Origin of the sequence: Lactococcus formosensis, assembly GCF_018403745.1 — a bacterium.
GTDB lineage: Bacteria > Bacillota > Bacilli > Lactobacillales > Streptococcaceae > Lactococcus > Lactococcus formosensis.
The window spans coordinates 15,943-40,239 of the sequence record NZ_BOVP01000003.1 but is presented as its reverse complement, the minus strand read 5'-3'; the positions used below and the strand labels follow the sequence as shown (position 1 = coordinate 40,239).

Below are 24,297 nucleotides of genomic sequence, written 5' to 3'. Positions count from 1 at the left end.
CTTATATAGGTATAGGAAATTTTTATACTTCTGGAGTATCTTGAAGTTCCCAATTAATATTTGATTGGTAGAAATTTTTGTGTGCATGTTCCACAACTATATTCATTGTAGTGTTGGTAACATTTACCTCCGTATCGAGAGCTCCTTCACCACCACCATTAAGCATCTCTACACTTTGTCCATCTGGTTTTAATGTCTTCACTTCTCCGTTAAGTTTAAAAGAAACGTTGCTTGAGTTGATACTATCTTTATTCCCAAATTCTTTAAACTTATCTAATGAAGCAACTAATTTCCATTTACTGTCTACTCCTCTCAAGTCAGTAATTTGTCCTGAAAAACTATCTCTTCCTTTTGACTCTGGGTCACTTGAATTCCCTGCAATGGCTTGTAGTTCTTTCTCACTTTTTGCACCGGTTTTTGCATCATTTAGATTAAACTCAAATGTAAAAGCAGACCCAAAGGCGTCAAGCGTGATATCACCTCCCTTTATATCTGTACCAATAACTGTTTGTTTAGTTGTTAATACATTTGGCGCTTCCTCATTTTCTTCAGCAGAAACTTGGTAATATGTTCCTCCAAATACCAAAGCTAAAGCTGCTACACTACTAATTTTCATAAATTTATTTGATTTCATAATCAAACCATCCTTCTTTTTGTTTTATATAAAATTATGTCTGTCCGACACAATATTTATCGTTTTTAGGGTGTATCCTTCAATTCCCAGTTTATTACACCTTCATACCTACCATTAGCACTACCTGGACTAATGATTGTGTATATTTTTTTACTAAAGTCTAAATGTTGATCTCCCTTACCCATAATCTCAACACTATTTTTTAATGAATTGTTCTCATAATATATAGGAAGCTCATCCTGACTATTACTTACAGAAGTGAGATGGGCACTCACAGATAACTTCCAATTCTGATTATCTGATCTTGTATCTTTAATATCTACCTTTAATTCATTAGTGTATACTTTTTGTTCTTCTTTCCTCCTTTTTATTTCTCCTAAATTAATAGAATCTTTAACAGAATCTATCCATACTTTCCCCTTAGGAACTAATTTAGGTAAATGAATCTTCTCAGTATAATTTATCGTTTCTTCATTATTTGTTGCACCAACTCTTCCATTTAATTTTAAATTGATTATATCTTTGGGTGAAAGAGACTCTATATCAGAAATTTTTCCTGTTATCTTAATATCAAACTCATCTTGAGGAGTAAATGGTTTATTAAATTTTATATATACTTCATTTCCTTCTTGTTTAGTAGCGGATGTTTGTATTTCAACAGAGGCGACATCGTCTCCGACAATTTTTCCATTTTTACTTATCTGAACTTCATTATATTGAAGGCCTTCTAATTTATCTATTGTATATATGAGGTTTTCAACATTTCCTGATTCATCATCTTCCAAGTTATAATTAATAGCATTATTTTTTATTTTTGTAGTTAAATAAAACTCTTTATCTTGTTCTAAACTATTATCTTTATTTGAACTACTTATTTCAGTTACGGAACTGAGTTGGGGATGGTTTTTTATTATTTGATTACCAGTTAAAGCATACGTATCTTCTGTAATTTTTTTATTTTCTCTATTTTTAACTATAGAGTAATTACTTATATCACTAACTCTTACTCCGTAAGCTTTTTTACCTAGAACTGCATTAAACTTTAACTTTGCAGTGTCAGTCCTACCAATTACAAAGTCGCCTGTATTTATTTTATTGTTTTGTAAGGAGAGTACCTTATCTTTACTTACCCTATCTGAAAATAGCACTTGGTTATTAACTACTTCTAAAGAGTTTGATATATCATATTCCCAATTGATATGATTAATAATGTCGTTATCTAGATTTAAAGTTTCCAAGGTAATTGTATATTGAAGCTCATCTCCTAAGTGAAGATTATCCAAGTCCCCTTTGATAGCTTGAACCTCTGTATCAATAATCCACTTATCTTCCTCATCTACTATTCTAAAAGGTAATTTTACTTCGTCACTATTTATATCTCTTTCATTTTGAGATACTAACGTAATATAATGTTTTCCACGATCTAAGTCGCCTACTGGTAAACTAAGCAACCAATCTTTATCAGAGTTTATATTAATTTTTTGACTTTTTCCATCGTCTATTCTATAAAAAAGAGAAACACTTCCCTTTGCAGCCCCAGATAAATCTAAATTTTCATTTTTTCTTAAGATATTCTTGTAACTATTAACTTTTATTTCTGGTTTAACAAGAGAATCCAGCATAATATCATATGATATTTCTCTATTTTTACCTGGCTGAATTTTTTCTGAGTCCCATTTCATTGCAACAGTTGCATTATAATTCCCAATTAATTGACTCGGGTTTCCATTCTCTTTTTCTTTTCCTACACCACCTTTAAAAAAGTCCGAAGGATCAGACGGCCTCAAGGGCCAATGAATACCAATACTCCAATCAATGTGACTATCCTCCCCAACATCCCAACTTTGAAATGAATTTGAACCACTTGGTGTTAAATTAACTTGATAGCTCTCATCTCTAAAGAAGATTCCTTTATTTTCACCAATATAATAGCCCTTCCCTATTGAATGATTATTGAGTTCTATATCTGTCAATATATAAAATGGTTCTTTAAAGGGCTTTAAATCTGAAATTGGTTGATCTACTCGAATAAAATTATAATTAATATTAATATTCTGTTTCTCATTGTTGGGAGTAAGTGTTACGGTAACTAAAAATTGGTATGTCCATACAGCATTCGTTTTTAGTGACATTTCACCATATGCTCTAACTTCTCCATTTTTTTCCAATACTGTATTAATTTTTACTGTAGGTAGTTCCTTAATACTACTACCAATTAAATCTGCTTGATTGGTGTATATTCTGATTCCCTTATAATTTCCTGTATCATTAGTTGACCTATAGTTTATTATATTTCCATTACTATCTTTCAATTGGACTGTATTAGTAAATATATTAGAAGATTTACCAAATCCATATTCTAATGTACTACCAGACTTGAGCTTCCAATTATTTAATCCTGTTTTCTTTATTGACCAGCCATTTCTTTCATCACTCTCAATAAGACTTGATAAGTTCTGACTTTTTCGATCAGTGGATGTTATTTCTTTATTTTGAGAAACAGTGTGTTCTCTTTTTTTATTTTCTTGTACTTCTGAAACTCCATCTTCTTGCTTGCCTGTGGACTTAGAATTATCTGAGGTTTCACTATTTATTTCTTCTAACGCTGTATCACTATCAGTTTTCTTATCTTTAAGCTCTTCCGTGTCTAATACATCCTTACATATTTGAACTTCGTCTTTTTTTAACTTAAAAGATTCCTTATTCTCTTTATCAATAACTTGTATTATATAGTCTTTTGTTATTCTTTCTTTAAACCATATTTTAAAAGTCCCATTATGTTCTTCATTTAAAATAAAGATCTGCTCTGTATCACTCCAACTTACTTCATTATTACTTTCAACTGTTTTTTCAATATCAATTATATTTATTAATTCTTCTGGAAAAACTACCTTTATAGAGGTACCTTTATTATCATAAAAAAGAAATTTACAGAGTTCAGAATCATTATTTAATATGCTATCCTTTCCTATATCTCCTTTATTTTGATCTGAGGAAACTGTATTTGCAGATGCAAATATTAATAATCCCAAAAGTAAGATACAAACAAATTTTTGAGAAATTTTCATGCTAAAACTCCTTTCTTTTTTGTACTTTATTCATTATAAAAAAAATATAATAACCTAAATATTTTTTTTAGGTAGAAAACAAACGCATTTGTGATACCTAAGCACACTTCATAAATGTTAAAATATTTTTGAATACCCATATAAAGAAAAATAAATATAAGTTACAGATTAACAGGTATAATATGATCACACTTTTTTATGATAAAACTGATTTAACTAATAAGAAAGCAGCTAGCTGGTTTACATCTAGAGGTATTGAAGTTCATTTAAAAAACATAAGATATATCTCCAAACAAGAATTACTTCATATCTTAAAATTATCTGATCAAGGGTTTATGGACATAGTTAAAAAAGGAACTATATCTGGTGAGAGTGATGACACAATATATAATATGACATTTGATGAATATATAAATTACATCATTGGAAACCCTGGGTTGCTCAAGTCCCCTATTATTATAGATGATTCTAAATTACTTATAGGATTTAATTCTGATAACATTCGACAGTTTCTCCCCTCTTTTTATAGAAAATTAGGGTAAAATAACTCTCTAAAAAATTATTAAATGTTTTACAATTATCTATACCAATAGTAGAATATTAAGATTCGAAGTATTGCGGAATTATAGATAATAGTAAAAAAAGTTATTGGTTGATCAACTTCAAACTAATTATTGTAGTTCGTGATTAAAATAATTATTAACATATAAAAAAGAGCTAAAATAATTTAGCTCTTTTTTGATGAATAATCTCTCCATTTCTGCACTTGTAAATAGATTAATAGGAAGCGTTAAACTCAATTGAGAAGATTTTTATACATCTCCTCAATGTTTCCAACACTAAAAATAAAATCGAACAAGATCCTCTTGACACAAATAAAGATATTATAGTACATACAATACATAATCAATAGCATTAGCTTTTACTTCACCAAAATCACATTTATGTTGTAATGCTTTCAGTTGCTTCATCAGTTCTATTGCACAAAAAAATGCCTCTCTTATGTTTGTGTTTAAACATAAGAGAGGCATCTATCAAGGTAATATTTTACTAAATAGAACCATCTAAACCTTATTTTTTAAGGTTGTAGAATGCGTTAAGACCTTTGTAAACGGCAACTTCACCCAATTGATCTTCGATACGAAGCAATTGGTTGTATTTAGCCATACGGTCTGTACGTGAAAGTGAACCAGTTTTGATTTGGCCAGCATTTGTAGCAACGGCGATATCTGAGATTGTTGAATCTTCAGTTTCACCTGAACGGTGAGAAACGATAGCTGTGTAACCAGCTTCTTTAGCCATTTCAATTGCTTCAAATGTTTCAGTCAAAGTACCGATTTGGTTAACTTTGATCAAGATAGCGTTCGCAGCTTCTTCTTTGATACCACGTGCCAAGTAAGAAGTGTTTGTAACGAAGAAGTCGTCACCAACGAGTTGAACTTTGTTACCCAAACGTTCTGTGAGGGCTTTCCAACCATCCCAGTCGTTTTCGTCCATACCATCTTCGATAGTGATGATTGGGTATTTGTTAACCAATTCTTCAAGGTAATCGATTTGTTCTGCAGCAGTACGTTTAGCACCACCTTCACCTTCGAATTTAGCGTAGTTGTAAACGCCATCTTCGTAGAATTCTGAAGAAGCACAGTCGAAACCGATCATAACGCCGTTTTCACCAGCTTCGTAGCCAGCAGCTTCGATAGCTTTAAGGATAGTTTCTACACCATCTTCAGTACCTTCGAAACGTGGAGCAAATCCACCTTCGTCACCAACTGAAGTTTCAAGACCACGAGCTTTAAGGATTTTCTTCAATGCGTGGAAGATTTCAGCACCCCAACGAAGCGCTTCTTTGAATGTAGGTGCACCAACTGGTACGATCATGAATTCTTGGAAAGCGATTGGAGCGTCTGAGTGAGAACCACCATTGATGATGTTCATCATTGGTGTTGGCAATACTTTAGCGTTGAATCCGCCAAGGTAGTTGTAAAGTGGAACGCCAAGTTCATCAGCAGCTGCACGAGCAACAGCGATAGAAACACCAAGGATAGCGTTAGCGCCCAATTTACCTTTGTTTTCTGTACCGTCAAGAGCGATCATTGCACGGTCGATAGCTTGTTGTTCAGTAACTTCGTAGCCGATGATAGCTTCAGCGATTACGTTGTTTACGTTGTCAACAGCTTTTTGAGTACCAAGACCGAGGTAACGAGATTTGTCACCGTCACGGAGTTCAACAGCTTCGTGTTCACCAGTTGAAGCACCTGAAGGTACCATACCGCGTCCGAATGCACCGTCTTCAGTGTAAACTTCAACTTCGATTGTTGGGTTACCGCGTGAGTCAAGGACTTCGCGAGCATAAACATCAGTAATAATTGACATTTTTATCTCCTTATTGTTTTAAGTGCTTTTTGCACTTTTTAATACACTATGATTTTACTATTTTTCCGCCCTTATTTCAAGTGAAAAACAAGCTAAAAGGCTTTTTACACAAGGTATGCGGTTACATTTCGATTTTTTAATTTCGTGATATTTTTTCATAAAATATCGTGTCCACCTCCATTCTTGGCATGTCCTCAGGCAGCATTTTTTCATTGATTAATATAAAGTCATTTTTTTCATAAAAACGATGTGCCGCTTTGAATTGTTCAACAGTTCCAAGATAAATTTCTTTGATATCCTCTATGCGACAATATTCAAACAAATTATCCAAAAGAAGCTGTGCAACAGACTTCCCTCTATATTCAACATTGACAAACATTTTTTTCAGAACAGCTTGCTGTGCATTAAACTTGACAATACCAAGTGTCCCAACAACTCCCTTCTCTTCATCAACAGCAAGCCAAAATTGGCTGTAATGTGCATGAATATCTTGCAAGTCGGGTTGATCTGCCAAGTCAACACCGACTCCAAATTCATCCTTCTGAATAGAAAGTATCAAATCAATAACTGCTTGTTTATAGGTATCATTGTAAGCGATTAACTTCATAGCCATAGTATAACAGATTGTCTTCTATTTTATAAACAAAAAAACTTCCAAAAGGAAGTTTTTTTAAATTATTTAGCCAATGCTTTTTTAGCTTCTTCAGCAAGAGCTGTGAAAGCAGCTGCATCTGCAATAGCGATGTCAGCAAGCATTTTACGGTTGATTTCGATTTCAGCCAATTTCAAACCGTGCATCATTTTGCTGTATGAAAGACCGTTCATACGAGCAGCTGCATTGATACGTGCAATCCACAATTTACGGAAGTCGCGTTTCTTTTGACGACGGTCGCGGAATGCGTAGTAGTATGAGTTCATTACTTGTTCTTTAGCTGTCTTGAAAAGACGGTGTTTAGAACCGTAGTAACCTTTAGCGAGTTTTAAAATACGTTTACGGCGTTTGCGAGTTGCAACGCTATTTTTAACACGTGCCATGTGTGTTCTCCTTGTTTCTTAGAAAATTTTTATCCTGTCATCGACAGTTAATTTAAATGGTTGATTGATTTCGAGTGAAATCCTATAAGTCTTATATAGTGCTTATGAGTTAATCAGTCGTGGAAAGTTATTGGGGATAACAATTGCTCTCATGCCTAACAGTCCACAGGACTGTTATTAACGCATGTTCTTCCTTGTACGGCTTCCGCCTACGCGTCAATTGCTCTCATGCATAACAGTCCACAGGACTGTTATTAACGCATGTTCTTCCTTGTACGGCTTCCGCCTACGCGTCAATTGCTCTCATACATAACAGTCCACAGGACTGTTATTAACGCATGTTCGCAACCATACGACGGATACGTTTGAAGTCACCTGCTGAAACCATACGGCCTTTACGGAGTTGACGACGTTGTTTTACAGTTTTACCGTGCATACGGTGTGAAGTGTAAGCGCGGAAGCGTTTAAGACCGCCATTACCAGTACGTTTGAAACGTTTAGCTGATGCGCGGTGAGTTTTTTGTTTTGGCATTTTAATTCTCCTTGGTTAATAATAAGAACTTAGTTCTTTTTGATTGGTGCCAATTGTAAGAACATTTGACGACCATCCATTTTGGCTTTTTGCTCTACCACAGCGATGTCTTTCACTGCTTCAGCAAATTCATCCATTACTTGACGACCCACATCTTGGTGAGTAATCATACGACCTTTAAAGCGAATCGAAACTTTAACTTTGTCTCCTTTTTCAAGGAACTTAGTTGCTTGACGAAGTTTTGTATTGAAGTCATTTTTATCAATGACTGGACTCAAACGAACTTCTTTCAAAGTAACAGTTGCCTGTTTCTTCTTAGCTTCTTTTTGCTTTTTCTTTTGCTCAAACATGAATTTAGTGTAATCCATGATTTTGGCAACTGGTGGTTCTTGATTTGAAATCAAAACCAAATCCATGTTAAGGTCCTCGGCCTGAGTAAGTGCAACAGCTGTAGGTGTAACACCAAGTTGTTCGCCTTCAGCACCGATAAGACGTACTTCGCGTGAACGGATTTGACCGTTCATCAAAGGTTTTCTGTTGTCTTGCTTTGCTATGTCTATTCTCCTTCTAAAAAATTTTTTAGAAAAACAAAAGCGGAACGCATAATGCGCCCCGCTAATGAAAACATTCGTTTTGTGAATAATTCCATTTTGTTGCCCAGGGCTATTACCACTCAGGCGAGAAGCGGGTGCTTCTGCTTTTCAACTTCTCTATTATACCACAAATATTTCTTATGTCAACAATAATTTATTTTTTAACTGAGTTTTGTATTTACTGATTGTTCAACTTCATTCATCCTTTTTCTTGAGATACTTGCATAAAACATTGTATTTTTGTTAGTTTTAACCATCTGTATAATCTCCAACTTCTTCACCGAAAAAAGTAAGTGATGAGCTATAAGATTTCCTGTTGAATTGAGTGGCGTTGCTTTCGACTGTTGAACTCAAGTTTTGAAAGATTCCAATTTGTCACTAAATCATTAAGGCTATAGTTGTAACAAAAAAGTCGTCCGCAGACGACTTTTTTATTTTGCTTTCAATGCGCTCAAGATTTGTGTACGCATATCTTCTATACCATCTGCACTGGCTGGAAGGAAAATCGTAGAATTTCCGGCATCAGCAAATTGATTAAGCGTATCAAGGTATTGGTTAGTTAAAAGAATAGACATAATTTGGTCTTCTGTTAAGCTTGCCCCAGTATTCTTAATTTCGATAATTTGTTGGGCAAGCCCGTCAACGATGGCTTTACGTTGCTCAGCAATACCCACACCACGCAAGCGATCTTTTTCTGCTTCGGCTTCTGCAGAAGTTACGATTTTTATTTTTTCAGCATTTGCAAGCATCTGTGATGCATCTTGCTTACGTTGAGCTGCATTAATTTCATTCATTGATTGCTTAACTTCGGCATCAGGCTCTACACGTGTGATCAAGGTTTTGACAATAATATAACCGTAAGTTGTCATTTCCTCAGCCACTTGATGTTGCACTTCCAAAGCAATTTCATCTTTCTTCTCGAAAACTTCATCCAAAGTCAACTTAGGCACAGCAGAACGAAGGGCATCCTCAATATAAGCTTGAATTTGCTCAGAAGGGTTCATCAGTTTATAGTAAGCATCTTTAATGTTTTCTTCATTGACACGATATTGCGTTGCAATGTTCATGGTCACAAAAACATTATCTTTTGTTTTCGTTTCAACAGTCATTTCGTTTTGCAAAAGACGCAGTTGAATACGTGCGGCAACACGATCAATTCCCCAAGGTAATTTTACATGGAAACCCGCTGAAGAAGTCGTTTGGTACTTCCCAAAGCGTTCTATGATTGCAACCGTTTGTTGTTTAATAACATAAAACAATGTTCCTGCACTCGCCAAGATGATGATAATAACGAGGACTGTAATAATAAGTGAAACTGTTAACATAAAACTCTCCTTTCCTTTAATTATACTTTATTCTTTAGAATATTCCAATCAAAGTCCTTTAGAAATGTACATAAAGCATTTATTTTGTTCTGCTTGATAAAGGAGAGGGTGAATATAACGAATTTTTTCAGCTTGAAGGACTAAATCTTCAAAATTATAGCCTGTCAAACGAATATAATCATCATTTTCGTCAGCAGTTGTTAAGTCGGATAATTCTTGTACATCAGTGAATGCACCTTCAAAATTCGCTTTTTTCATGATGATATAATTGTCTTCTTGTTTCAAAACATAATGTGGAAAAATCTGTGCAACTTCATAAATAATTTGTGTTGTAATTTTCAAAGGAAACTCACTAAAGACAATTGCTTCTTCCTCTGCATTACGGTAGCAAAAGCCAAAAGCTTTCCCTGAAATATTTAAGCGCATGAATCGGAAGTTTTCTGTTCCTTCTTTTCCTTCAAGGTGAAAATTCGGCTGAGTTTGAAACATATCCAAATCACGTGACAGAGCAAAGAAATAGTCTGTAGCATCTTGTGGAGAGCGTTTTTGATAAAGTTCTGCAAAATAAGCATTGATTACACTTGAAGGTGGAGTAACCAACAGCATTTTTTCTTTTTCATCGTTTAAATTTGCTAAACGATTTTCTAAAAAGACACGGTCTTGAGCCATATAGCCTCCGTATTTCAAACCTAAATCAATATATTCCTTATTTTTCACTTTTTTCCTCCATATTTAAAAATTCTTTTGCACATATTATAGCATTTTCTGGATAATCTTCAGCAAAGACATCATAAAAATTGACATTCATCCGGTTGCGGAACCAAGTCAATTGACGTTTAGCATATCTTCGTGAATTTCTTTTTACAAGCTCCACTGCCTCTTCAAGTGAAATTTCCCCTGAGAAATACGGGAAAAATTCTTTATAGCCAATTCCTTTTGCAGCTTGAACCTCTGGGTATTTTTCAAATAAACCTTTTGCTTCTTCAAGTAGTCCATAATTCAACATATTATCCACTCGGTAATTTATTCGATCATAGAGTGTTGTTCTTTCAGCATTCAGGCCGAGGATACAAAACTCATAGTCAGATGCTTGATTTTCACCTGTACCAAAAGTTTCTAGCTCAAGAAAGCGCATCGCTCTTCTCCGATTAATTTCTGGAATATTTTGTGGCACACGCGCAAACAGCTCTTCATCAGAAAGCTCTTCTAAACTTCGACGAAGTTCCATCATTGCCTCATGATTTTCTTGCCCTCCCAGGTGATAGCCCTCAACAAGACTCTGAATATAAAGTCCCGTTCCACCAACAATAATTGGAAGCTTACCTCGAGAAATAATTTTTTCTATACAAACGGTAGCTTCTTGAACAAAGTCAAAGGCAGAATAATTCTCGTTTACATCTCGTACATCAATTAAATGATGCACTGCTGCAGCCTGTTCTTCTGGGCTTGCTTTAGCCGTACCAATATCAAGCCCACGATATACTTGTTGCGAATCGCCTGAAATAATCTCACCATCAAAAACTTGAGCCAACTGAATCCCCAAAGCTGTTTTACCTACAGCTGTTGGTCCAACCACAACTATTACCTTATTTTTTTTCATATATTGTTTTCTATTGATTTTATATCTTTCTTTTCCTATGTATAAAAGTATATTTTCCTATTATAACATTTTTCCGTTTAAGAACTCTCTTATCTATATAAATCTATATAAAAATCCTCATCTTATACATGAGGATTTTATTTATCGTGTTGCATTATAATAAACGTGTGAATCTTCAAGATGTCCCCTTGCTTGAAGCAGTTGATTGACTGTGACGAATGTATAGCCTTGACTTTTTAATTTTTGAATAACTCTCGCTGCTCCATCGACGGATGTATCGTAAATGTCATGCATAAGAATAATGGAACCGTCATAAACTTCGCTCATAACAACTTGCTCAATTTGGTCTACATTTTTACTTTCCCAATCTAGAGAATCCACGCTCCACTGAATAATAGGAGTTTGTGCCATTTCATTGATTTGAGGAGTTGTAGCTCCATAAGGGGGACGTAAGCCCTGAGGCCGAATGCCCACTGTCTTTTGCATCAAATCTGAAGTCTTTGTGATTTCATCTTGTGCTTGTTTTACTGGCAACTGAGGTAAATTCTCATGATTATAAGTATGAGAACCTACTTGATATCCTAAAGCATGTTCCTTTTTAACTAATTCTGGATACAGTTCAAGACGGTTTCCCAGGACAAAAAATGTTGCAGGTACATTTTCATTCTTTAAAATGGAAAGCAAACGTGGTGTCGTTTGTGGATCTGGTCCATCATCAAAAGTTAAAGCAACTAATTTCTTATGAGCCAGTGACTTGCTTTTCACTTGCTGAGCGGAAGGTATTTTTACTTTCGAATTTTGAGCTTCTTCTTTTAAATCTCCCACTAAAAATTGTGGTTTGATAATCTCTCCGAGCTCACTCAGTGGCACTGAAACCTTGGTATATAAGTCTCTGCTACTGTTGACTTGACCAGGTCTCAAAAAGAAATCCAGACATTTTTTATCCAAAACAAAGGCATCAAAATTTTTCTCTGTCGGTCTCAAACCTGCACTTAATACTTGCTTGGTTCTTTGACTTGAATTCTCTTGGATCTTCAACATCTTCTCATATATATTTTGTGCGATACTGCTGAGATCTTCCTTATCTTGAAATAAATCAGAGAGCTGTAACTCTTTATTTTCTTTCAAATCATAAGTTTTAGTGACGACTAGGTTTTCTGCTTGGACACGCGCATTGGTTTTTCGCATCACATTAAATTTAAAACTCACGATATCTGGGGAAAACCGATAAGTTTCAAAGGATTGAAATAAGGCCCCCTTCTCAGCGGTATCATTCTCTGGCGTACGTTCTTTAAAAGAAGACACTTCTTCATTAGAAAATGCTTCCAACTTTTGATTAATCGCTGCATTTTTTGTTTTGGGATAATTCATCAGGATATGATAGCCTTGCTCCTCCTTCTTTGTCTCAATCTCTATTTCTTTAGCAGCTGTACTTCGAATATAAGTATTCATTGAAGTCGTCGTATTTTCTTTTTCTGTTGTGTTCACCAGTAGGCTGGCTGCTCCGAAAACTATTCCAAGCGCAAGTAAAGCACTTCCTGTCTTCAGCCATTTCTTATTCATGATTGCCTCTTTTTCTCTATATTTTCACCTTTATTGTCTCTACTGTTAAGATAACAATAATTTTTGACACTTTCAAATATTTAGTATACTTTCTAATAAAAGAAACTTAAAATATTGGGTATAAAGCCCTACAAGTGTTATAATAATTTTATAAGTTTATCAAAGTAACATAGGATTATTGTAGACAATAAGGAGGAAAGCATGAATAAATATCTTAAGGGCTATCTTATAGGTAAAGCCATTGAAATTACTGTTGCCGGTACTGCCGTCATGGTTGCTAAACATAAAGGATTGATTGATGCTGAAATGCATCCTAACTTCAAAGAAGACACATTTACAGAAAACCAAAAACGTGCAAAACGTAAACGCCTTGCACGTTAAAACATACTAAATTTACTCTTGGAGGTGTATCTATGAATAAAAATCTCATCACAGGTTTCGTTGCTGGTAACATTGTAACTTTGGCTGCTTTGTTTACTGCAGGTGCAATCTATAAAAAACGTGTTGTTGATCCTATTGAACACAAATGGGAATTTGCACAAGAAAGTCGTAAAAAAGCAAACCGTAAACGTATCGCTCATTAATAAAAAATGCGTCCTACCCTTAAGTAGCACGCATTTTTTATTGCTCAAAATTCTCTTCTTGGTCGAGCAAACTGTCACTAAAAGCAGCAACATCTTTTCCTGTAACGTCAAGAACTTTTTGGTTACGCATCACCCCGTCTTCGAAAATTTCAAGTAATTCTCCAAAAATCTGAAGATCAGATACACCAATCTTCAAAAAGTATCTCTGAATCTCCTTATAAACAAGCCCATAATCTTTCGGTAGTTCTTTCACTGCATTTTGCAGAGCGTGCCATTCTTTTTTTTCTTCAATGATCTCCTTGAGTTTCATTCTATTGTCTCCCTAATTTTTTCGCTACATTACGATTAAGTTGCTCGCGGCACTTGTCCCGGTAGGATTTATTGGGTATAGGACGTCGCTGATCAAACAGTTCTGCAACAAAAGCTTCCTTATCGTCCCCAATCACAGCTGATACATCTTCGTAATCGAATGACGTTTCTTCAAAAAATTCAAGTAAGCTACTCATGATAGGGATTAGATTTCTCCCTGTCAAATCACTATATCTCTGGATTTCTTCGTCAAGCTCTGCCCATATGCTTTGGTAACTCTCTGGCAGACGTTTCACTCTTTCTGCAAAGTCTGCCCTTGCCACAGTCATATCTCTTCCTGTTATTCTCTCCCAAAAATTCATCATTTCTCCTTATTCCTTATCTCATAAAGCTTTTCTGAGATAAAATCCCAACGTAACCAAAAAGCTGCCAGTTCCTCTTTTCCCGCAGTATTCAACTTAAAAAACTTACGTGCCGGGCCTTTTTCTGAGGCTTTTTTTTCTGTCTCCAGTAAGTTTTGGCGCTCAAGCCGAGAAGTTATCGTATATACTGTGCCTTCTGCGACATCAGTAAATCCCAACTCTTTTAATTGTTGTGTGATAGCATAGCCATATGTTTCACCTTGGCTGATGATTTGTAAGACACAGCCTTCTAAAACGCCCTTGAGCATCTCTGTATTGTTTTCCATTACAACTCCTAATATGTATTACTAAGTACAACTATATAGTAACACATATTAGTTGTAAAACAAAATAAAATACTTTTCATGATATTTAAGCTTAATCATTTGACTTCTCCTCTAATCGTGGTAGAATAGTAAAAATTATGAAAGAGGTTTTAAAGACTTGAAACAAGAAACAACTTTTGCTAACGCTAAATTTGCCAATCCTTTTATGAATGCATCGGGGGTGCATTGTATGTCTATCAAGGATTTGCAAGACTTAGAAAAATCTGATGCAGGAGCTTACATCACTAAAAGCTGTACCTTGGAAAAAAGAGAAGGTAATCCTTCTCCTCGTTATGTCGACTTAGCTTTGGGGAGTATAAACTCTATGGGTCTTCCTAATCTAGGCTTCCGCTATTACTTAGATTATGTTTTGGAAGTGCAACAAAATCAAGACACCCCAATCTTTTTCTCTATTGCTGGTATGAGCCCTGAAGAGAATCTTGAAATGTTGGGTAACATTCAAAAAAGCGCATTTTCAGGTATTACTGAACTGAACCTCTCATGTCCAAATGTACCTGGTAAACCTCAACTAGCCTATGATTTCCAAGCAACAGAGCAACTCTTAGAAAAAGTATTTGCTTTCTTCAAGAAACCTTTGGGTGTAAAGCTTCCTCCATACTTTGACTTAGCACATTTCGATCAAATGGCTGAGATTCTTAATAAGTTCCCCCTCACATACGTCAATTCTGTCAATAGTGTCGGAAATGCCCTCTATATCGATACGGAAGAGGAGGCTGTTGTAATTAAACCCAAAGAAGGGTTCGGTGGTCTTGGAGGTCAATACATCAAACCAACTGCCCTGGCGAATGTCCGTGCCTTCTATACTCGTCTTAAACCAGAAATACAAATCATCGGAACAGGTGGTATCGAAACAGGACAAGATGCTTTTGAACATCTTCTCTGTGGTGCAAGCATGCTCCAAATTGGGACCGCCCTCCACAAAGAAGGTCCAGAGATTTTCCCAAGAATCATTAGAGAACTTCAAGAAATCATGGATAAAAAAGGCTATAAATCTATTGATGAATTCCGCGGTAAGCTCAAAAGTCTTTAAATACAAATAATAGAACTAAGGCAAGCCTTAGTTTTTTATTTTGTATTTTTATAGGTCGCCCTATAAATAATTTGACTTTATTTAGCCCATACTGTAAAATAATAACTAACACTTCATACAACAAATTCTTTTTTACTTTTTAGAATTAATGCCCTTCCGTTGAGTGCTAAGACAGAGCAGGAAGAAAACAAAATTTATAGAAAGAAATGTTATCCTATATATCTCTCACACTCCTCTCAGTATGAAGCTTATTTTTATATACCCAAATTTTCAAAACTCAAATAACGCTATCGACACCAAACTAAATTTTGGGCGCCAACAGTAGCTTACTGTGAACTTTAAAAACAAGGGAAATAATGTTAAAAATTTCAAATTTATCCGTCGAGTATAAAGGCAACCTTGCCTTAGAAAATATATCACTGCTCATACCTGAAGGCTCCTGTACAGGAGTTATCGGACCTAATGGTGCGGGCAAGTCAACTTTGATGAAAAGCATCTTAGAGATGATCCCGACTAGATCCGGTACTGTCACCATCAATGAAACTCCACTCAAGAATTTCAAGAGAAAGATTGCTTATGTTGCACAACGTAGTGAAATTGATCTCAGTTTTCCAATCACGGTCTTTGATACGGTTTTGACAGGTACGTATCCCAACTTAAAACTCTTTCAAAAGCCCCGTAAAAAAGAAAGACAAAAAGCGGAACATGCACTTCATAAACTTGGGTTGGACGATTTTAAAGATCGTCAGCTTAGCGCTTTGTCTGGTGGGCAGTTGCAACGTGTTTTCATCGCTCGTGCATTGGCGCAAGAAGCTGACTATTACTTTTTAGACGAACCTTTCGTTGGTATCGATATGATGAGCGAAAAAATCATTATTAATATACTTGAGGAGTTACGACGGGACGGTAAAACGATTATCATCGTTCACCACAATCTTCATAATGTTAAAGCGTATTTTGATTATCTAATTATTCTTAATAAAAAACTAGTTGGCGCTGACTATACAGCCCAATGTTTCACTAATGAAAATCTGCAAAAAGCTTACGGTGAAGCCCTAGGCGATATCATCATCAAGGAAAGTGAGGGCTAAGTCACAGTGGATATTTTATTTTTTCTTTCAGATGTAACCGGCCTTACTGTAACTATGCTAAGTGCTTTTATCGCTTCGATTTTACTCGGAATCATCTCTGGGATTTTAGGAAGTTTTATCGTTTTAAGACGTCTTTCTCTCATGGGTGATGCTTTATCTCATGCTGTCTTACCAGGTGTTGCTATTTCTTATATGCTAGGGATAAATGTTTTGATTGGCGCAACAGTATCTGGAATTTTAGGCGCAATTCTGATTCAATTTATCATCAAACACAGTAATTTGAAGACAGATGCTTCGATTGGTATCATCCTAAGTAGCTTCTTTGCTCTAGGAATCATATTAATTACAAAAGCTGAAAGTGGTGCAGATCTTAACCATATACTTTTTGGAAATATCCTTGCCGTTACACCACAAGAGCTTATTCAGTCTCTCGTATTATTAGTTGCTGTTGTTCTGATAGTCAAACTCTTCTTCAAGGAGTTGCTTATTACTTCCTTTGATCCAACTATGTCTAAAGCTTATGGTTTAAACAATACTTTTTATCACTATTTATTGATGATTTTACTGACGCTTTTCACAATTTCTGCCTTGTCACAAGTCGGGATTGTACTTGTAGTTGCTATGCTTATTATACCTGCATCAATCTCTTATCTGTGGGTGAATAAATTGCCACATATGATCGCGATGTCTTCTATCTTAGGTGTACTCTTTGGTATTTTGGGCGTTATTATCAGTTTCCAATATGATTTGCCTACAAGCGCAACTATTGTAATCGTTGGAGCACTCACCTTTGCTCTCTCCTTCTTCCTCAGCCCTCGCAACGGATTTATCCGCTATCCTAAGAAAGGACCTCAATCATGAACCGCAAACAACTCTCTTTAATTACCATTTTAGCCTCACTTTTGTTACTTCTTACAGCATGCTCGCCCAAAAAAGAAGAAAGTAAGGCATCAGATAAACTTAAGGTTGTAACCACTTATTCCATTATTGCCGATATTGCTGAAAATATCGGGAAAGACCATGTTGATGTTTATAGCATGGTTCCACGTGGTACTGATCCCCATCAGTACGATCCGAAACCCAATGACACTCAAGCTGTCGAAAAAGCCGATATTGTCTTTTACAATGGGCTCAATCTGGAAACTGGAAAGGGCTGGTTTGATAAACTGGTTAAAAACAGTCGGAAAGAAGATTCGACCTTTATGGTCAGCCAAGGTGTTACCCCCATACACTTAAGTGAAAAAGGCAAAGAAAGTGAAGAAGACCCGCATGCTTGGCTAGACATTCAAAATGGTATTATCTATGCCCAAAATATCGAAAAAGAGCTTTCAAAGAAAGATCCGCAACATAAAGAGGATTATCAAAAAAATCTCAAAGCATATACAGATAAATTGCAACAGCTTGACACAGAAGCAAAAGCTAAGATTGCAACCATTCCGCAGGAAGACCGAATCTTAGTGACCAGCGAAGGTGCTTTTAAATATTTCTCAAAACAATATGGCCTGACAGCTGAATATATCTGGGAAATCAATACGGATAACCAAGGTACACCAGCCCAACTCAACCGCATTAACACGATTGTCAAAGACAAAAATGTCAAAGCACTCTTTGTGGAAACCAGCGTTTCACCAAAAACGATGGAATCTGTCTCTAGACAAACTGGTGTAAAAATCTACTCAAAAATTTTTACTGACTCTCTTGCTGACGAAGGTCAGAAAGGGGATACCTACTACGATATGCTCCAATGGAATATTGAGCATATTACCGATGGGTTGAGTGGTAAGTAATCGTCATTTTCTTAAGAATATTAAAAAACTACCAAGACATTGGTAGTTTTTTGATTCGTTCTTGCAAAAGCATGAACTTTAACTCAGCAAGGTTTTCCCTCTTAGTCTTCTGTATACCAATCATAGTGGAAGATTCCATCCATATCTGTACGTTCGTATGTGTGGGCACCGAAGTAATCACGTTGTGCTTGGATAAGGTTCGCTGGCAAGTTTGCTGAGCGGTAGCTATCATAGTAGCTGATTGCACTTGTGAATGTTGGTACTGGGATACCTGCTTGAACAGCAAGGCTTACAACATCACGTACTGCTGCTTGGTAACGTTTTGTAATATCGATAAAGTATTCATCCAAGAGAAGATTTTCAAGGTCAGCATCTTTGTCAAAAGCATCTGTAATGTTTTGCAAGAATTCCGCACGAATGATACATCCTGCACGCCAGATTTGAGCGATTGTACCGTAAGGAAGATCCCAATCGTATTCCTTAGAAGCTTGACGAAGTTGAGCAAAACCTTGGGCATAGCTCATAATTTTTGAGAAATAGAGCGCTTGACGGATTTTTTCGACAATTTCAGCTTTGTCGCCTGAGAATTTCACTTCTGGACCTGATAAGATAGAGCTTGCTTTCACACGTTCGTCTTTATAAGTTGAGATGAAACGGGCAAACACTGATTCAGTAATCAATGGCAATGGAACACCCAAGTCGAGTGAACTTTGTGACGTCCATTTACCTGTACCTTTATTACCGGCTTTATCAAGGATTTTATCCACAATATAACCGTCTGTACCTTGATCATCTTTACGTTTAAGGACTTCTTTTGTGATTTCGATAAGGTAGCTGTCTAACTCGCCTTCATTCCACTCTTCAAAGATCGATTGGATTTCAACATTATCAAGACCAAGTACACGTTTCAAAAGATCATAAGATTCCGCAATGAGTTGCATATCGCCATACTCGATACCATTGTGGACCATTTTCACATAGTGACCTGCACCATTAGGACCCATATAAGCCACACATGGTTTACCATCTTGAGGTGCTTTACCTGCGATTTGTTCAAAGATTGGTGCAATCAAATCATAAGCTTCTTTTTGTCCGCCAGGCATGATTGAAGGACCTTCAAGAGCACCCTTTTCACCACCTGAAACACCTGTACCGATAAAGTTAATACCTGAGTCTGCAAGCTCTGCATTACGACGCATTGTATCTGGGAAATGTGTATTTCCACCATCAATCAAGATGTCCCCTTTATCCAAATGTGGTAAAAGTGCTTGAATTGTCGCATCAGTTGCTGGACCAGCTTGTACCATAAGCATGATACGACGTGGTTTTTCAATCGCAGCTACGAATTCTTCAATTGTTTTTGTCAAGACAAAATTTTTATCTGGATGTTCAGCTACAACTTCTTCTGTTTTTGCAGTCGTACGATTAAATAAGGCAACCGTATATCCACGTGATTCAACATTGAGGGCTAAGTTTTTACCCATTACGGCCATACCGACTACGCCAAAGTTAGCTTGAGTCATTGTAAATCCTCCGATTTTTTATTTTTGATAAAACTATTATAACGCAATTTCTTTACAAAAGCTCAAATAAACACTGTAACATTTTTACAAAAAGAAAAACTGCCCGTAGACAGTATCTCTTTTACCACTCTGTACCTGAGAGGTCTTTAGCTTTTTTTTCAAGCTCTTCAGCTTCTTCAGAAATTTTACCAAAGTCAACATTATCTTCCACTACTTCTGCAGCATCTTCTTTAACATCTTCGACCTTGTCCGCGACTGCATCCGCACTGTCATCCAACTTTTCTTTAAACTCAGCAGTTTTTTCCACTACTTCGTCAGTAATTTCTGATTCGTTTTCATCGAAAAGTTCTTCGGTGTCTTCCTTGGCTTGATTGATTTTATCAACAATTGCATCGCGCGTACTGTTGAAAAATTCAATAACAGAGTCTTTTGAAAGTTCACCTGAGTCAACTTTTTCTTTAATCAAATCACGTTTGCTTGTCAAATAATCTTTTGCTGAATCTGCAGAAATTTCACCTGAATCAAAACGTTCTTTAATTTCATTGAATTTTTCTGTCGAAAAATCGCGTAAGTTGTTCAATGCGGCTTCTGGATCATCTTTAAAGTCGTCGTACATCTTGCTCGCATCTTCACGCATTTCGCTTCCTTTTTTAGGGGCGAAAAACAAAGCTGCAGCGGCACCAATCAAAGCTCCTGCTAAAAATCCTGATTTTTTAGACATATTATTTATCCTCCACTTTCTTTTTCTTGTTCTTCTTCATAAATTTATTTGCTGTTTTAGCCAATACTAAAGTTGAAGCTGAACGACCAACGGTTCCCGATTTTCTTGAAAAACGTTCAACCATGTCGCGACTGCTCTTATTCACCGCGGTAACGCTCTCTGAAAGCTCTGCTACTGCAACGAAGAGAGGGTCAATTGTTGCAACTTTTCCATTAACATCATCTAAAAGAACATTGGCTTTTGCCATCAAGCCATCCGCTTGGTGAAGCAAAACATCGACATCACTAGAAACGAGTTTCACCGTACGATTGGCCTCCTCAACAACTTTTGAAACTTTAACTAAAAGTACAATTAAGAAAATAACTAAAGCTGCAAAAGCAATTGCAATGATCAGCCAGGCTATATTTTGTACACTAATTTCTCCCATACTTCACCTCCGAAACCGCTTAAATTCAAACGGTAATTTTACTTTATTATAGCAAAATTAATATTTTTTATAAACTAATTTGGCACATAATTTTTCCTTAGGTCATTAGGGAACTCATATCAGTGTGTTGGAGGATTTTTAGCTTTATCCCTTGTTTATTTTTTCCTCAGAAAAAACTCGTCTTTATCGTAAAAGTTTATGTGAGAGATTGCCAGCTTCTTTGACAAGATCAGTGATGAAAGTGTAGCTTTTGCTGTAAAATTTTGCGGAATCTTTGCCTTTTTGTATAGACGCTTCTTTTTGTCCTCTTTCGTCAAGCGCTTTATCTTTATATAGTGAAACGCTTCGTTTTGTTATATTTGGGGTATAAATGTCAAGTGTATCTCTATTTGTCTTTTTCAGTGGAATAGTTGTTTTGTGGATGCTGAGAGTATCCGAGGGAATGGTACGGACGGTCTTCGTTGTTTGCTGATGGAGTATATTAAAAATACCAAATGTGATGAGCCCAACAGTTGTCACAAGTGCAAGTGTACGTTTCATTTTTCGCTCCTCTTCTCCTCTTAGTACTTCTATTTTACGCGTACTGGTATGAAGTTAAACTTACTTTTTTGTAATATAAAAAAGCGTATCTTTTGCCTTGCTACAAAAGATACACTTTTACATTCTTTTCTTAGTCAATTTTTTTTAAACGTCTGATAAGTACAAACGCTATTCCTGCAATAATCATTAAAGCTGAAAAGACCTGTGATACTCGGAATGCTCCCCACATCAGACTGTCTGTCCGCATACCTTCCACAATAAAACGAACTGCTCCATACCAGATAAGATAGAAGGCAAAAATTTCCCCACGCTTGAGCCCTGGAATACGATGACGAAAAATCATAATGAGGAGGAATCCCGAAAAGGTTCCGATACTCTCATAAAGGAAAGTTGGTATTCGATAAGCTCCATCAATAAACATTTGCTCCCGAATAAAGGTTGGCAGGTAATTTAAGTTGCTCACTGCATCACCATAGGCTTCCTGATTGACAAAATTTCCCCAACGTCCGAAAGCTTGGCCAATAAGGACACCCGGAATACTCACATCCAATAAATCCAGAGGATTAATCATCCGATAATAAGAGAAGACAAACAGGACAATTGCTCCCGCAATCAGTCCCCCATATATGGCACCACCGCCGTCCCAAAGAGCGATAATTTCACTTGGATGTTGACTATAATAATCCCATTGGAAAGCAACGTAATATGCCCGCACACCGATAAGACCGACGGGGAAGGCCCAGAGGATAAAATCAATTACATCATCTGTGGTCAATCCTCGCCGAGGTGCTTCTTTACAAGCAAGCCAGACACCAAGGGCAGCACCTGTCACAATGAAAATCGCATACCAATGAATGGAAAAAGGCCCCAACTCTAAAGCAATCTTATTCATTGCTAAATATGGAAAATTGTTCACTTTAACTCCTTAGCTATTGTTCTCAATCAAATGTGTCAAACGATCTTCAAAAAGCGCAGTTGCATCATAGCCCATGTCTTTGGCACGATAGTTCATCACGGCAGCTTCAATGATAGTCGAAACATTCCGCCCTGTTTTTACAGGAATCTTGATTTGTGGCACCTCAACATCGGCGAGGATAATATTTTTCACACCATTACCCAACCGGTCAAATTCGCCGCCTACTTCGTAAGGTTCAAGGTAGATTGTTAAATCAATATCCGTCTGATCCTTGACTGCACGCGCACCGTACAAGCTCATAACATCAATAATCCCGACACCGCGAAGCTCCAAGAAATTTTGTAAGACTGGCGCAGGTTCCCCTGCTAAAGTAAAAGCATCTCTTTGGAAAACATCGACACGATCATCAGCAACGAGACGGTGATTACGCGCTACCAAGTCCAAAGCCGTCTCTGATTTCCCGATTCCACTTGCTCCCTGAATCAAAACGCCAACACCATAAATATCCATCAGTACACCGTGTACACTGACACGCTCTGCCAACTCTTCATCTAAGTAAGAGGTCAGAATACTGTTCAGACGGCTAGTTGTCTCACGTGATTGCAATAAGACAATATCATGCTTACGTGCAGCATTCACCATCTCTTCCGGAATTTCAAGATTGCGTGCCACGATAACGACAGGAGTTATCTCTGTCATTACTTTTTTAAGAATATCATAACGCGCATCGCCTACCTCGTTCATCATGTAGGACCATTCCTTCATCCCGAAAAGTTGTATACGTTCAGGGGTAAAGTATTCAAAATAACCAGACATCTCTAAACCTGGGCGTAAAATATCTGAGGTGGTAATTTCTTTTTGAAGTGCTGTTTCTGTCGAGTAGATAACATTAAATTTTATTTTTTTGATGAGATCTTGCACTGTGACTGTCATAACCGTCTCCTATCGTCTTTTTCTCTACTTATTATATCAAAATATAAACAATAATCCTTTTTGCTTTAGCTAAGAGAGCGTAATATTTTATTCCAATTCAGTAGCTAAAGGTATAACTCAGTATGCTGGCTTATCTCACTCCTATAAATAGGCGATAAAAAAATAATGGAGAACATCCATTATTTGATCTTGCTGAGTTTTACAAACTTATCTACTTTATAAGCGACGTAAATTCTGCGGCCTAAAAGGAAGCTTGCGATAAAAAGCCAAAACCATTGTGCCTGAAAAAAGGCGATAGAAAAAATCCATGCTTCAATGATTGTGCCAAGTATAAAAGAGTAAAATCGTGACTTTAACATAGATTAACTATATCATACACAAGAACTGAGGTCAAATATGCTAAACGAAACTTATTCTATAACTTTACTTTTTTCCTTCACTTCCTGATAGAAAAAAAGTTGGAGATACTGTATAATACATTATTGTCATAGCAGCGCACTAGATTTCAGACCAACTTACGAAAGGAAATTACCCATGGCAAAAGTTATTGATCGAGGTCCTTTCTATCACGGAACAAAATTCAAACTCAAAGTAGACGATTATTTAAGGGCAGGTTTTGCCTCTAATTATGATTCACGTGTTATTATGAATCACATCTATTTTACAGCTTTAAAAGATGGTGCTGGCTTTGCTGCACAAATAGCTGCTGGAAAAGATGAAGTGCCACATGTCTATCTAGTGGAGCCAATAGGCCCTTATGAAAATGATCCCAATGTGACCGATAAAAAATTCCCTGGTAATCCAACTCGTTCTTATCGTTCTACTGCACCACTAAAAATAATTGCTGAAGTGACCGATTGGGTGCCGCAACCTCAAGATGAGATTGACATCTTACGTGAAAAAATTGCCACACGTGTTACAAACAGTAAAATAAGCCTCATTAATTAAATCATCATTACATCCGA

At 36.4% G+C, this 24,297-nt stretch carries 29 protein-coding genes and 1 other annotated feature; of the genes, 8 read left to right on the top strand and 21 right to left on the bottom strand.

Annotation, left to right across the window (positions count from 1 at the left end; genetic code table 11):
* Positions 1-22: 22 nt before the first annotated feature.
* Together KJS37_RS03680 and KJS37_RS03675 are read right to left on the bottom strand one after the other, a co-directional pair.
* Positions 23-634 carry a WxL domain-containing protein gene (locus KJS37_RS03680; protein WP_017368545.1) on the bottom strand — a complete coding sequence of 204 codons (612 nt, stop codon included), beginning with the start codon at positions 632-634 and terminating at the stop codon, positions 23-25.
* Between the two features lie 65 nt (positions 635-699).
* The gene (locus tag KJS37_RS03675) at positions 700-3,702 is read right to left on the bottom strand and encodes a hypothetical protein (RefSeq protein WP_213495944.1); all 3,003 of its coding nucleotides are present in this window, start codon (positions 3,700-3,702) and stop codon (positions 700-702) included.
* Between the two features lie 182 nt (positions 3,703-3,884).
* Here KJS37_RS03675 and KJS37_RS03670 point away from each other — a divergent pair, with 182 nt between their 5' ends.
* A complete protein-coding gene (locus KJS37_RS03670) occupies positions 3,885-4,244 on the top strand; it encodes an ArsC/Spx/MgsR family protein (protein ID WP_213495943.1) in 360 nt (119 codons plus the stop codon).
* 529 nt (positions 4,245-4,773) lie between these two features.
* Here KJS37_RS03670 and eno read toward each other — a convergent pair.
* The 9 genes from eno to KJS37_RS03625 all read right to left on the bottom strand — a co-directional run bounded on the left by eno (position 4,774) and on the right by KJS37_RS03625 (position 12,723).
* Positions 4,774-6,075 (bottom strand): surface-displayed alpha-enolase, encoded by a 1,302-nt coding sequence (eno, locus tag KJS37_RS03665; protein WP_003133057.1) that lies wholly within the window; start codon positions 6,073-6,075, stop codon positions 4,774-4,776.
* Between the two features lie 136 nt (positions 6,076-6,211).
* On the bottom strand, positions 6,212-6,682 hold the full coding sequence (locus tag KJS37_RS03660) for a GNAT family N-acetyltransferase (protein ID WP_244851324.1): 471 nt from the start codon (positions 6,680-6,682) through the stop codon (positions 6,212-6,214).
* Positions 6,683-6,750: 68 nt separating this feature from the next.
* Positions 6,751-7,110, bottom strand: a complete 360-nt coding sequence (rplT, locus tag KJS37_RS03655) for a 50S ribosomal protein L20 (RefSeq protein WP_003133061.1) — start codon at positions 7,108-7,110, stop codon at positions 6,751-6,753.
* Positions 7,111-7,441: 331 nt separating this feature from the next.
* Positions 7,442-7,642 (bottom strand): 50S ribosomal protein L35, encoded by a 201-nt coding sequence (gene rpmI, locus KJS37_RS03650; RefSeq protein ID WP_003133063.1) that lies wholly within the window; start codon positions 7,640-7,642, stop codon positions 7,442-7,444.
* A gap of 29 nt (positions 7,643-7,671) precedes the next feature.
* Complete coding sequence (gene infC / locus KJS37_RS03645; RefSeq protein WP_003133065.1) at positions 7,672-8,169, bottom strand: translation initiation factor IF-3; 498 nt, start codon at positions 8,167-8,169, stop codon at positions 7,672-7,674.
* Between the two features lie 52 nt (positions 8,170-8,221).
* Positions 8,222-8,348: a sequence feature (ribosomal protein L20 leader region), on the bottom strand.
* Positions 8,349-8,666: 318 nt separating this feature from the next.
* Positions 8,667-9,560 (bottom strand): SPFH domain-containing protein, encoded by an 894-nt coding sequence (locus KJS37_RS03640; RefSeq protein WP_017368540.1) that lies wholly within the window; start codon positions 9,558-9,560, stop codon positions 8,667-8,669.
* A 48-nt stretch (positions 9,561-9,608) separates the two neighbouring features.
* Positions 9,609-10,277 (bottom strand): hypothetical protein, encoded by a 669-nt coding sequence (locus KJS37_RS03635; protein ID WP_017368539.1) that lies wholly within the window; start codon positions 10,275-10,277, stop codon positions 9,609-9,611.
* The gene (miaA, locus tag KJS37_RS03630) at positions 10,267-11,160 is read right to left on the bottom strand and encodes a tRNA (adenosine(37)-N6)-dimethylallyltransferase MiaA (protein WP_096369211.1); all 894 of its coding nucleotides are present in this window, start codon (positions 11,158-11,160) and stop codon (positions 10,267-10,269) included. Before miaA ends, KJS37_RS03635 begins: the two co-directional genes overlap by 11 nt.
* Before the next feature lie 141 nt (positions 11,161-11,301).
* Positions 11,302-12,723, bottom strand: coding sequence for a polysaccharide deacetylase family protein (locus KJS37_RS03625; protein WP_213495941.1), 1,422 nt, complete (start codon positions 12,721-12,723; stop codon positions 11,302-11,304).
* A 201-nt stretch (positions 12,724-12,924) separates the two neighbouring features.
* On the opposite strand from KJS37_RS03625, the gene KJS37_RS03620 reads away from it, so the two are divergent.
* Positions 12,925-13,104, top strand: a complete 180-nt coding sequence (locus KJS37_RS03620; RefSeq protein WP_096369209.1) for a DUF3042 family protein — start codon at positions 12,925-12,927, stop codon at positions 13,102-13,104.
* A 32-nt stretch (positions 13,105-13,136) separates the two neighbouring features.
* Positions 13,137-13,307 carry a DUF3042 family protein gene (locus KJS37_RS03615; RefSeq protein ID WP_014025228.1) on the top strand — a complete coding sequence of 57 codons (171 nt, stop codon included), beginning with the start codon at positions 13,137-13,139 and terminating at the stop codon, positions 13,305-13,307.
* Positions 13,308-13,344: 37 nt separating this feature from the next.
* Here KJS37_RS03615 and KJS37_RS03610 read toward each other — a convergent pair whose 3' ends face one another.
* From KJS37_RS03610 to KJS37_RS03600, 3 genes are read right to left on the bottom strand one after another with little or no spacing between them, the layout of a single operon-like run.
* Positions 13,345-13,617 (bottom strand): DUF1048 domain-containing protein, encoded by a 273-nt coding sequence (locus KJS37_RS03610; RefSeq protein ID WP_096369208.1) that lies wholly within the window; start codon positions 13,615-13,617, stop codon positions 13,345-13,347.
* A 1-nt stretch (position 13,618) separates the two neighbouring features.
* Positions 13,619-13,978, bottom strand: coding sequence for a DUF1048 domain-containing protein (locus tag KJS37_RS03605; RefSeq protein WP_096369207.1), 360 nt, complete (start codon positions 13,976-13,978; stop codon positions 13,619-13,621).
* Positions 13,978-14,304: a PadR family transcriptional regulator gene (locus tag KJS37_RS03600; RefSeq protein ID WP_096369206.1), complete on the bottom strand. Its 327-nt coding sequence runs from the start codon at positions 14,302-14,304 to the stop codon at positions 13,978-13,980. The genes KJS37_RS03605 and KJS37_RS03600 overlap by 1 nt, the downstream gene beginning before the upstream one ends.
* Positions 14,305-14,461: 157 nt before the next feature.
* Here KJS37_RS03600 and KJS37_RS03595 point away from each other — a divergent pair, with 157 nt between their 5' ends.
* The 4 genes from KJS37_RS03595 to KJS37_RS03580 all read left to right on the top strand — a co-directional run bounded on the left by KJS37_RS03595 (position 14,462) and on the right by KJS37_RS03580 (position 18,272).
* Positions 14,462-15,394 carry a dihydroorotate oxidase gene (locus tag KJS37_RS03595; protein WP_213495939.1) on the top strand — a complete coding sequence of 311 codons (933 nt, stop codon included), beginning with the start codon at positions 14,462-14,464 and terminating at the stop codon, positions 15,392-15,394.
* A gap of 356 nt (positions 15,395-15,750) precedes the next feature.
* Positions 15,751-16,485: a metal ABC transporter ATP-binding protein gene (locus KJS37_RS03590; protein ID WP_017368531.1), complete on the top strand. Its 735-nt coding sequence runs from the start codon at positions 15,751-15,753 to the stop codon at positions 16,483-16,485.
* 6 nt (positions 16,486-16,491) lie between these two features.
* On the top strand, positions 16,492-17,346 hold the full coding sequence (locus KJS37_RS03585) for a metal ABC transporter permease (protein WP_213495937.1): 855 nt from the start codon (positions 16,492-16,494) through the stop codon (positions 17,344-17,346).
* Entirely contained in the window at positions 17,343-18,272 is a 930-nt protein-coding gene (locus KJS37_RS03580; protein ID WP_096369202.1) for a metal ABC transporter substrate-binding protein, read from the top strand. The genes KJS37_RS03585 and KJS37_RS03580 overlap by 4 nt, the downstream gene beginning before the upstream one ends.
* Positions 18,273-18,373: 101 nt before the next feature.
* Here KJS37_RS03580 and gnd read toward each other — a convergent pair whose 3' ends face one another.
* The 7 genes from gnd to KJS37_RS03545 all read right to left on the bottom strand — a co-directional run bounded on the left by gnd (position 18,374) and on the right by KJS37_RS03545 (position 23,691).
* Entirely contained in the window at positions 18,374-19,795 is a 1,422-nt protein-coding gene (gnd, locus tag KJS37_RS03575) for an NADP-dependent phosphogluconate dehydrogenase (RefSeq protein WP_165712574.1), read from the bottom strand.
* A gap of 121 nt (positions 19,796-19,916) precedes the next feature.
* Positions 19,917-20,516 carry a YtxH domain-containing protein gene (locus KJS37_RS03570; protein ID WP_213495935.1) on the bottom strand — a complete coding sequence of 200 codons (600 nt, stop codon included), beginning with the start codon at positions 20,514-20,516 and terminating at the stop codon, positions 19,917-19,919.
* Between the two features lies 1 nt (position 20,517).
* The gene (locus tag KJS37_RS03565; protein WP_003134326.1) at positions 20,518-20,943 is read right to left on the bottom strand and encodes a DUF948 domain-containing protein; all 426 of its coding nucleotides are present in this window, start codon (positions 20,941-20,943) and stop codon (positions 20,518-20,520) included.
* A gap of 183 nt (positions 20,944-21,126) precedes the next feature.
* Entirely contained in the window at positions 21,127-21,483 is a 357-nt protein-coding gene (locus KJS37_RS03560; RefSeq protein ID WP_213495933.1) for a hypothetical protein, read from the bottom strand.
* A 130-nt stretch (positions 21,484-21,613) separates the two neighbouring features.
* Positions 21,614-22,375 carry a prolipoprotein diacylglyceryl transferase gene (lgt, locus tag KJS37_RS03555; RefSeq protein WP_207781160.1) on the bottom strand — a complete coding sequence of 254 codons (762 nt, stop codon included), beginning with the start codon at positions 22,373-22,375 and terminating at the stop codon, positions 21,614-21,616.
* 33 nt (positions 22,376-22,408) lie between these two features.
* Complete coding sequence (gene hprK, locus KJS37_RS03550) at positions 22,409-23,332, bottom strand: HPr(Ser) kinase/phosphatase (protein WP_019293392.1); 924 nt, start codon at positions 23,330-23,332, stop codon at positions 22,409-22,411.
* Positions 23,333-23,511: 179 nt separating this feature from the next.
* Positions 23,512-23,691, bottom strand: coding sequence for a DUF3272 family protein (locus KJS37_RS03545; protein WP_017368524.1), 180 nt, complete (start codon positions 23,689-23,691; stop codon positions 23,512-23,514).
* A 175-nt stretch (positions 23,692-23,866) separates the two neighbouring features.
* Between KJS37_RS03545 and arr the strand changes: the two genes are divergently transcribed.
* The gene (arr, locus tag KJS37_RS03540) at positions 23,867-24,280 is read left to right on the top strand and encodes an NAD(+)--rifampin ADP-ribosyltransferase (protein WP_165712580.1); all 414 of its coding nucleotides are present in this window, start codon (positions 23,867-23,869) and stop codon (positions 24,278-24,280) included.
* Positions 24,281-24,297 lie beyond the last annotated feature (17 nt).

Excerpts from the sequence above, each read along its gene's own strand:
- KJS37_RS03680 (WP_017368545.1), bottom strand. The coding sequence starts at position 634 with ATGAAATCAAATAAATTTATGAAAATTAGTAGTGTAGCAGCTTTAGCT.
- KJS37_RS03675 (WP_213495944.1), bottom strand. The coding sequence starts at position 3,702 with ATGAAAATTTCTCAAAAATTTGTTTGTATCTTACTTTTGGGATTATTA.
- KJS37_RS03670 (WP_213495943.1), top strand. The coding sequence starts at position 3,885 with ATGATCACACTTTTTTATGATAAAACTGATTTAACTAATAAGAAAGCA.
- eno (WP_003133057.1), bottom strand. The coding sequence starts at position 6,075 with ATGTCAATTATTACTGATGTTTATGCTCGCGAAGTCCTTGACTCACGC.
- KJS37_RS03660 (WP_244851324.1), bottom strand. The coding sequence starts at position 6,682 with ATGAAGTTAATCGCTTACAATGATACCTATAAACAAGCAGTTATTGAT.
- rplT (WP_003133061.1), bottom strand. The coding sequence starts at position 7,110 with ATGGCACGTGTTAAAAATAGCGTTGCAACTCGCAAACGCCGTAAACGT.
- rpmI (WP_003133063.1), bottom strand. The coding sequence starts at position 7,642 with ATGCCAAAACAAAAAACTCACCGCGCATCAGCTAAACGTTTCAAACGT.
- KJS37_RS03640 (WP_017368540.1), bottom strand. The coding sequence starts at position 9,560 with ATGTTAACAGTTTCACTTATTATTACAGTCCTCGTTATTATCATCATC.
- miaA (WP_096369211.1), bottom strand. The coding sequence starts at position 11,160 with ATGAAAAAAAATAAGGTAATAGTTGTGGTTGGACCAACAGCTGTAGGT.
- KJS37_RS03625 (WP_213495941.1), bottom strand. The coding sequence starts at position 12,723 with ATGAATAAGAAATGGCTGAAGACAGGAAGTGCTTTACTTGCGCTTGGA.
- KJS37_RS03620 (WP_096369209.1), top strand. The coding sequence starts at position 12,925 with ATGAATAAATATCTTAAGGGCTATCTTATAGGTAAAGCCATTGAAATT.
- KJS37_RS03615 (WP_014025228.1), top strand. The coding sequence starts at position 13,137 with ATGAATAAAAATCTCATCACAGGTTTCGTTGCTGGTAACATTGTAACT.
- KJS37_RS03610 (WP_096369208.1), bottom strand. The coding sequence starts at position 13,617 with ATGAAACTCAAGGAGATCATTGAAGAAAAAAAAGAATGGCACGCTCTG.
- KJS37_RS03605 (WP_096369207.1), bottom strand. The coding sequence starts at position 13,978 with ATGAATTTTTGGGAGAGAATAACAGGAAGAGATATGACTGTGGCAAGG.
- KJS37_RS03600 (WP_096369206.1), bottom strand. The coding sequence starts at position 14,304 with ATGGAAAACAATACAGAGATGCTCAAGGGCGTTTTAGAAGGCTGTGTC.
- KJS37_RS03590 (WP_017368531.1), top strand. The coding sequence starts at position 15,751 with ATGTTAAAAATTTCAAATTTATCCGTCGAGTATAAAGGCAACCTTGCC.
- KJS37_RS03580 (WP_096369202.1), top strand. The coding sequence starts at position 17,343 with ATGAACCGCAAACAACTCTCTTTAATTACCATTTTAGCCTCACTTTTG.
- gnd (WP_165712574.1), bottom strand. The coding sequence starts at position 19,795 with ATGACTCAAGCTAACTTTGGCGTAGTCGGTATGGCCGTAATGGGTAAA.
- KJS37_RS03570 (WP_213495935.1), bottom strand. The coding sequence starts at position 20,516 with ATGTCTAAAAAATCAGGATTTTTAGCAGGAGCTTTGATTGGTGCCGCT.
- KJS37_RS03565 (WP_003134326.1), bottom strand. The coding sequence starts at position 20,943 with ATGGGAGAAATTAGTGTACAAAATATAGCCTGGCTGATCATTGCAATT.
- KJS37_RS03560 (WP_213495933.1), bottom strand. The coding sequence starts at position 21,483 with ATGAAACGTACACTTGCACTTGTGACAACTGTTGGGCTCATCACATTT.
- lgt (WP_207781160.1), bottom strand. The coding sequence starts at position 22,375 with ATGAATAAGATTGCTTTAGAGTTGGGGCCTTTTTCCATTCATTGGTAT.
- hprK (WP_019293392.1), bottom strand. The coding sequence starts at position 23,332 with ATGACAGTCACAGTGCAAGATCTCATCAAAAAAATAAAATTTAATGTT.
- KJS37_RS03545 (WP_017368524.1), bottom strand. The coding sequence starts at position 23,691 with ATGTTAAAGTCACGATTTTACTCTTTTATACTTGGCACAATCATTGAA.
- arr (WP_165712580.1), top strand. The coding sequence starts at position 23,867 with ATGGCAAAAGTTATTGATCGAGGTCCTTTCTATCACGGAACAAAATTC.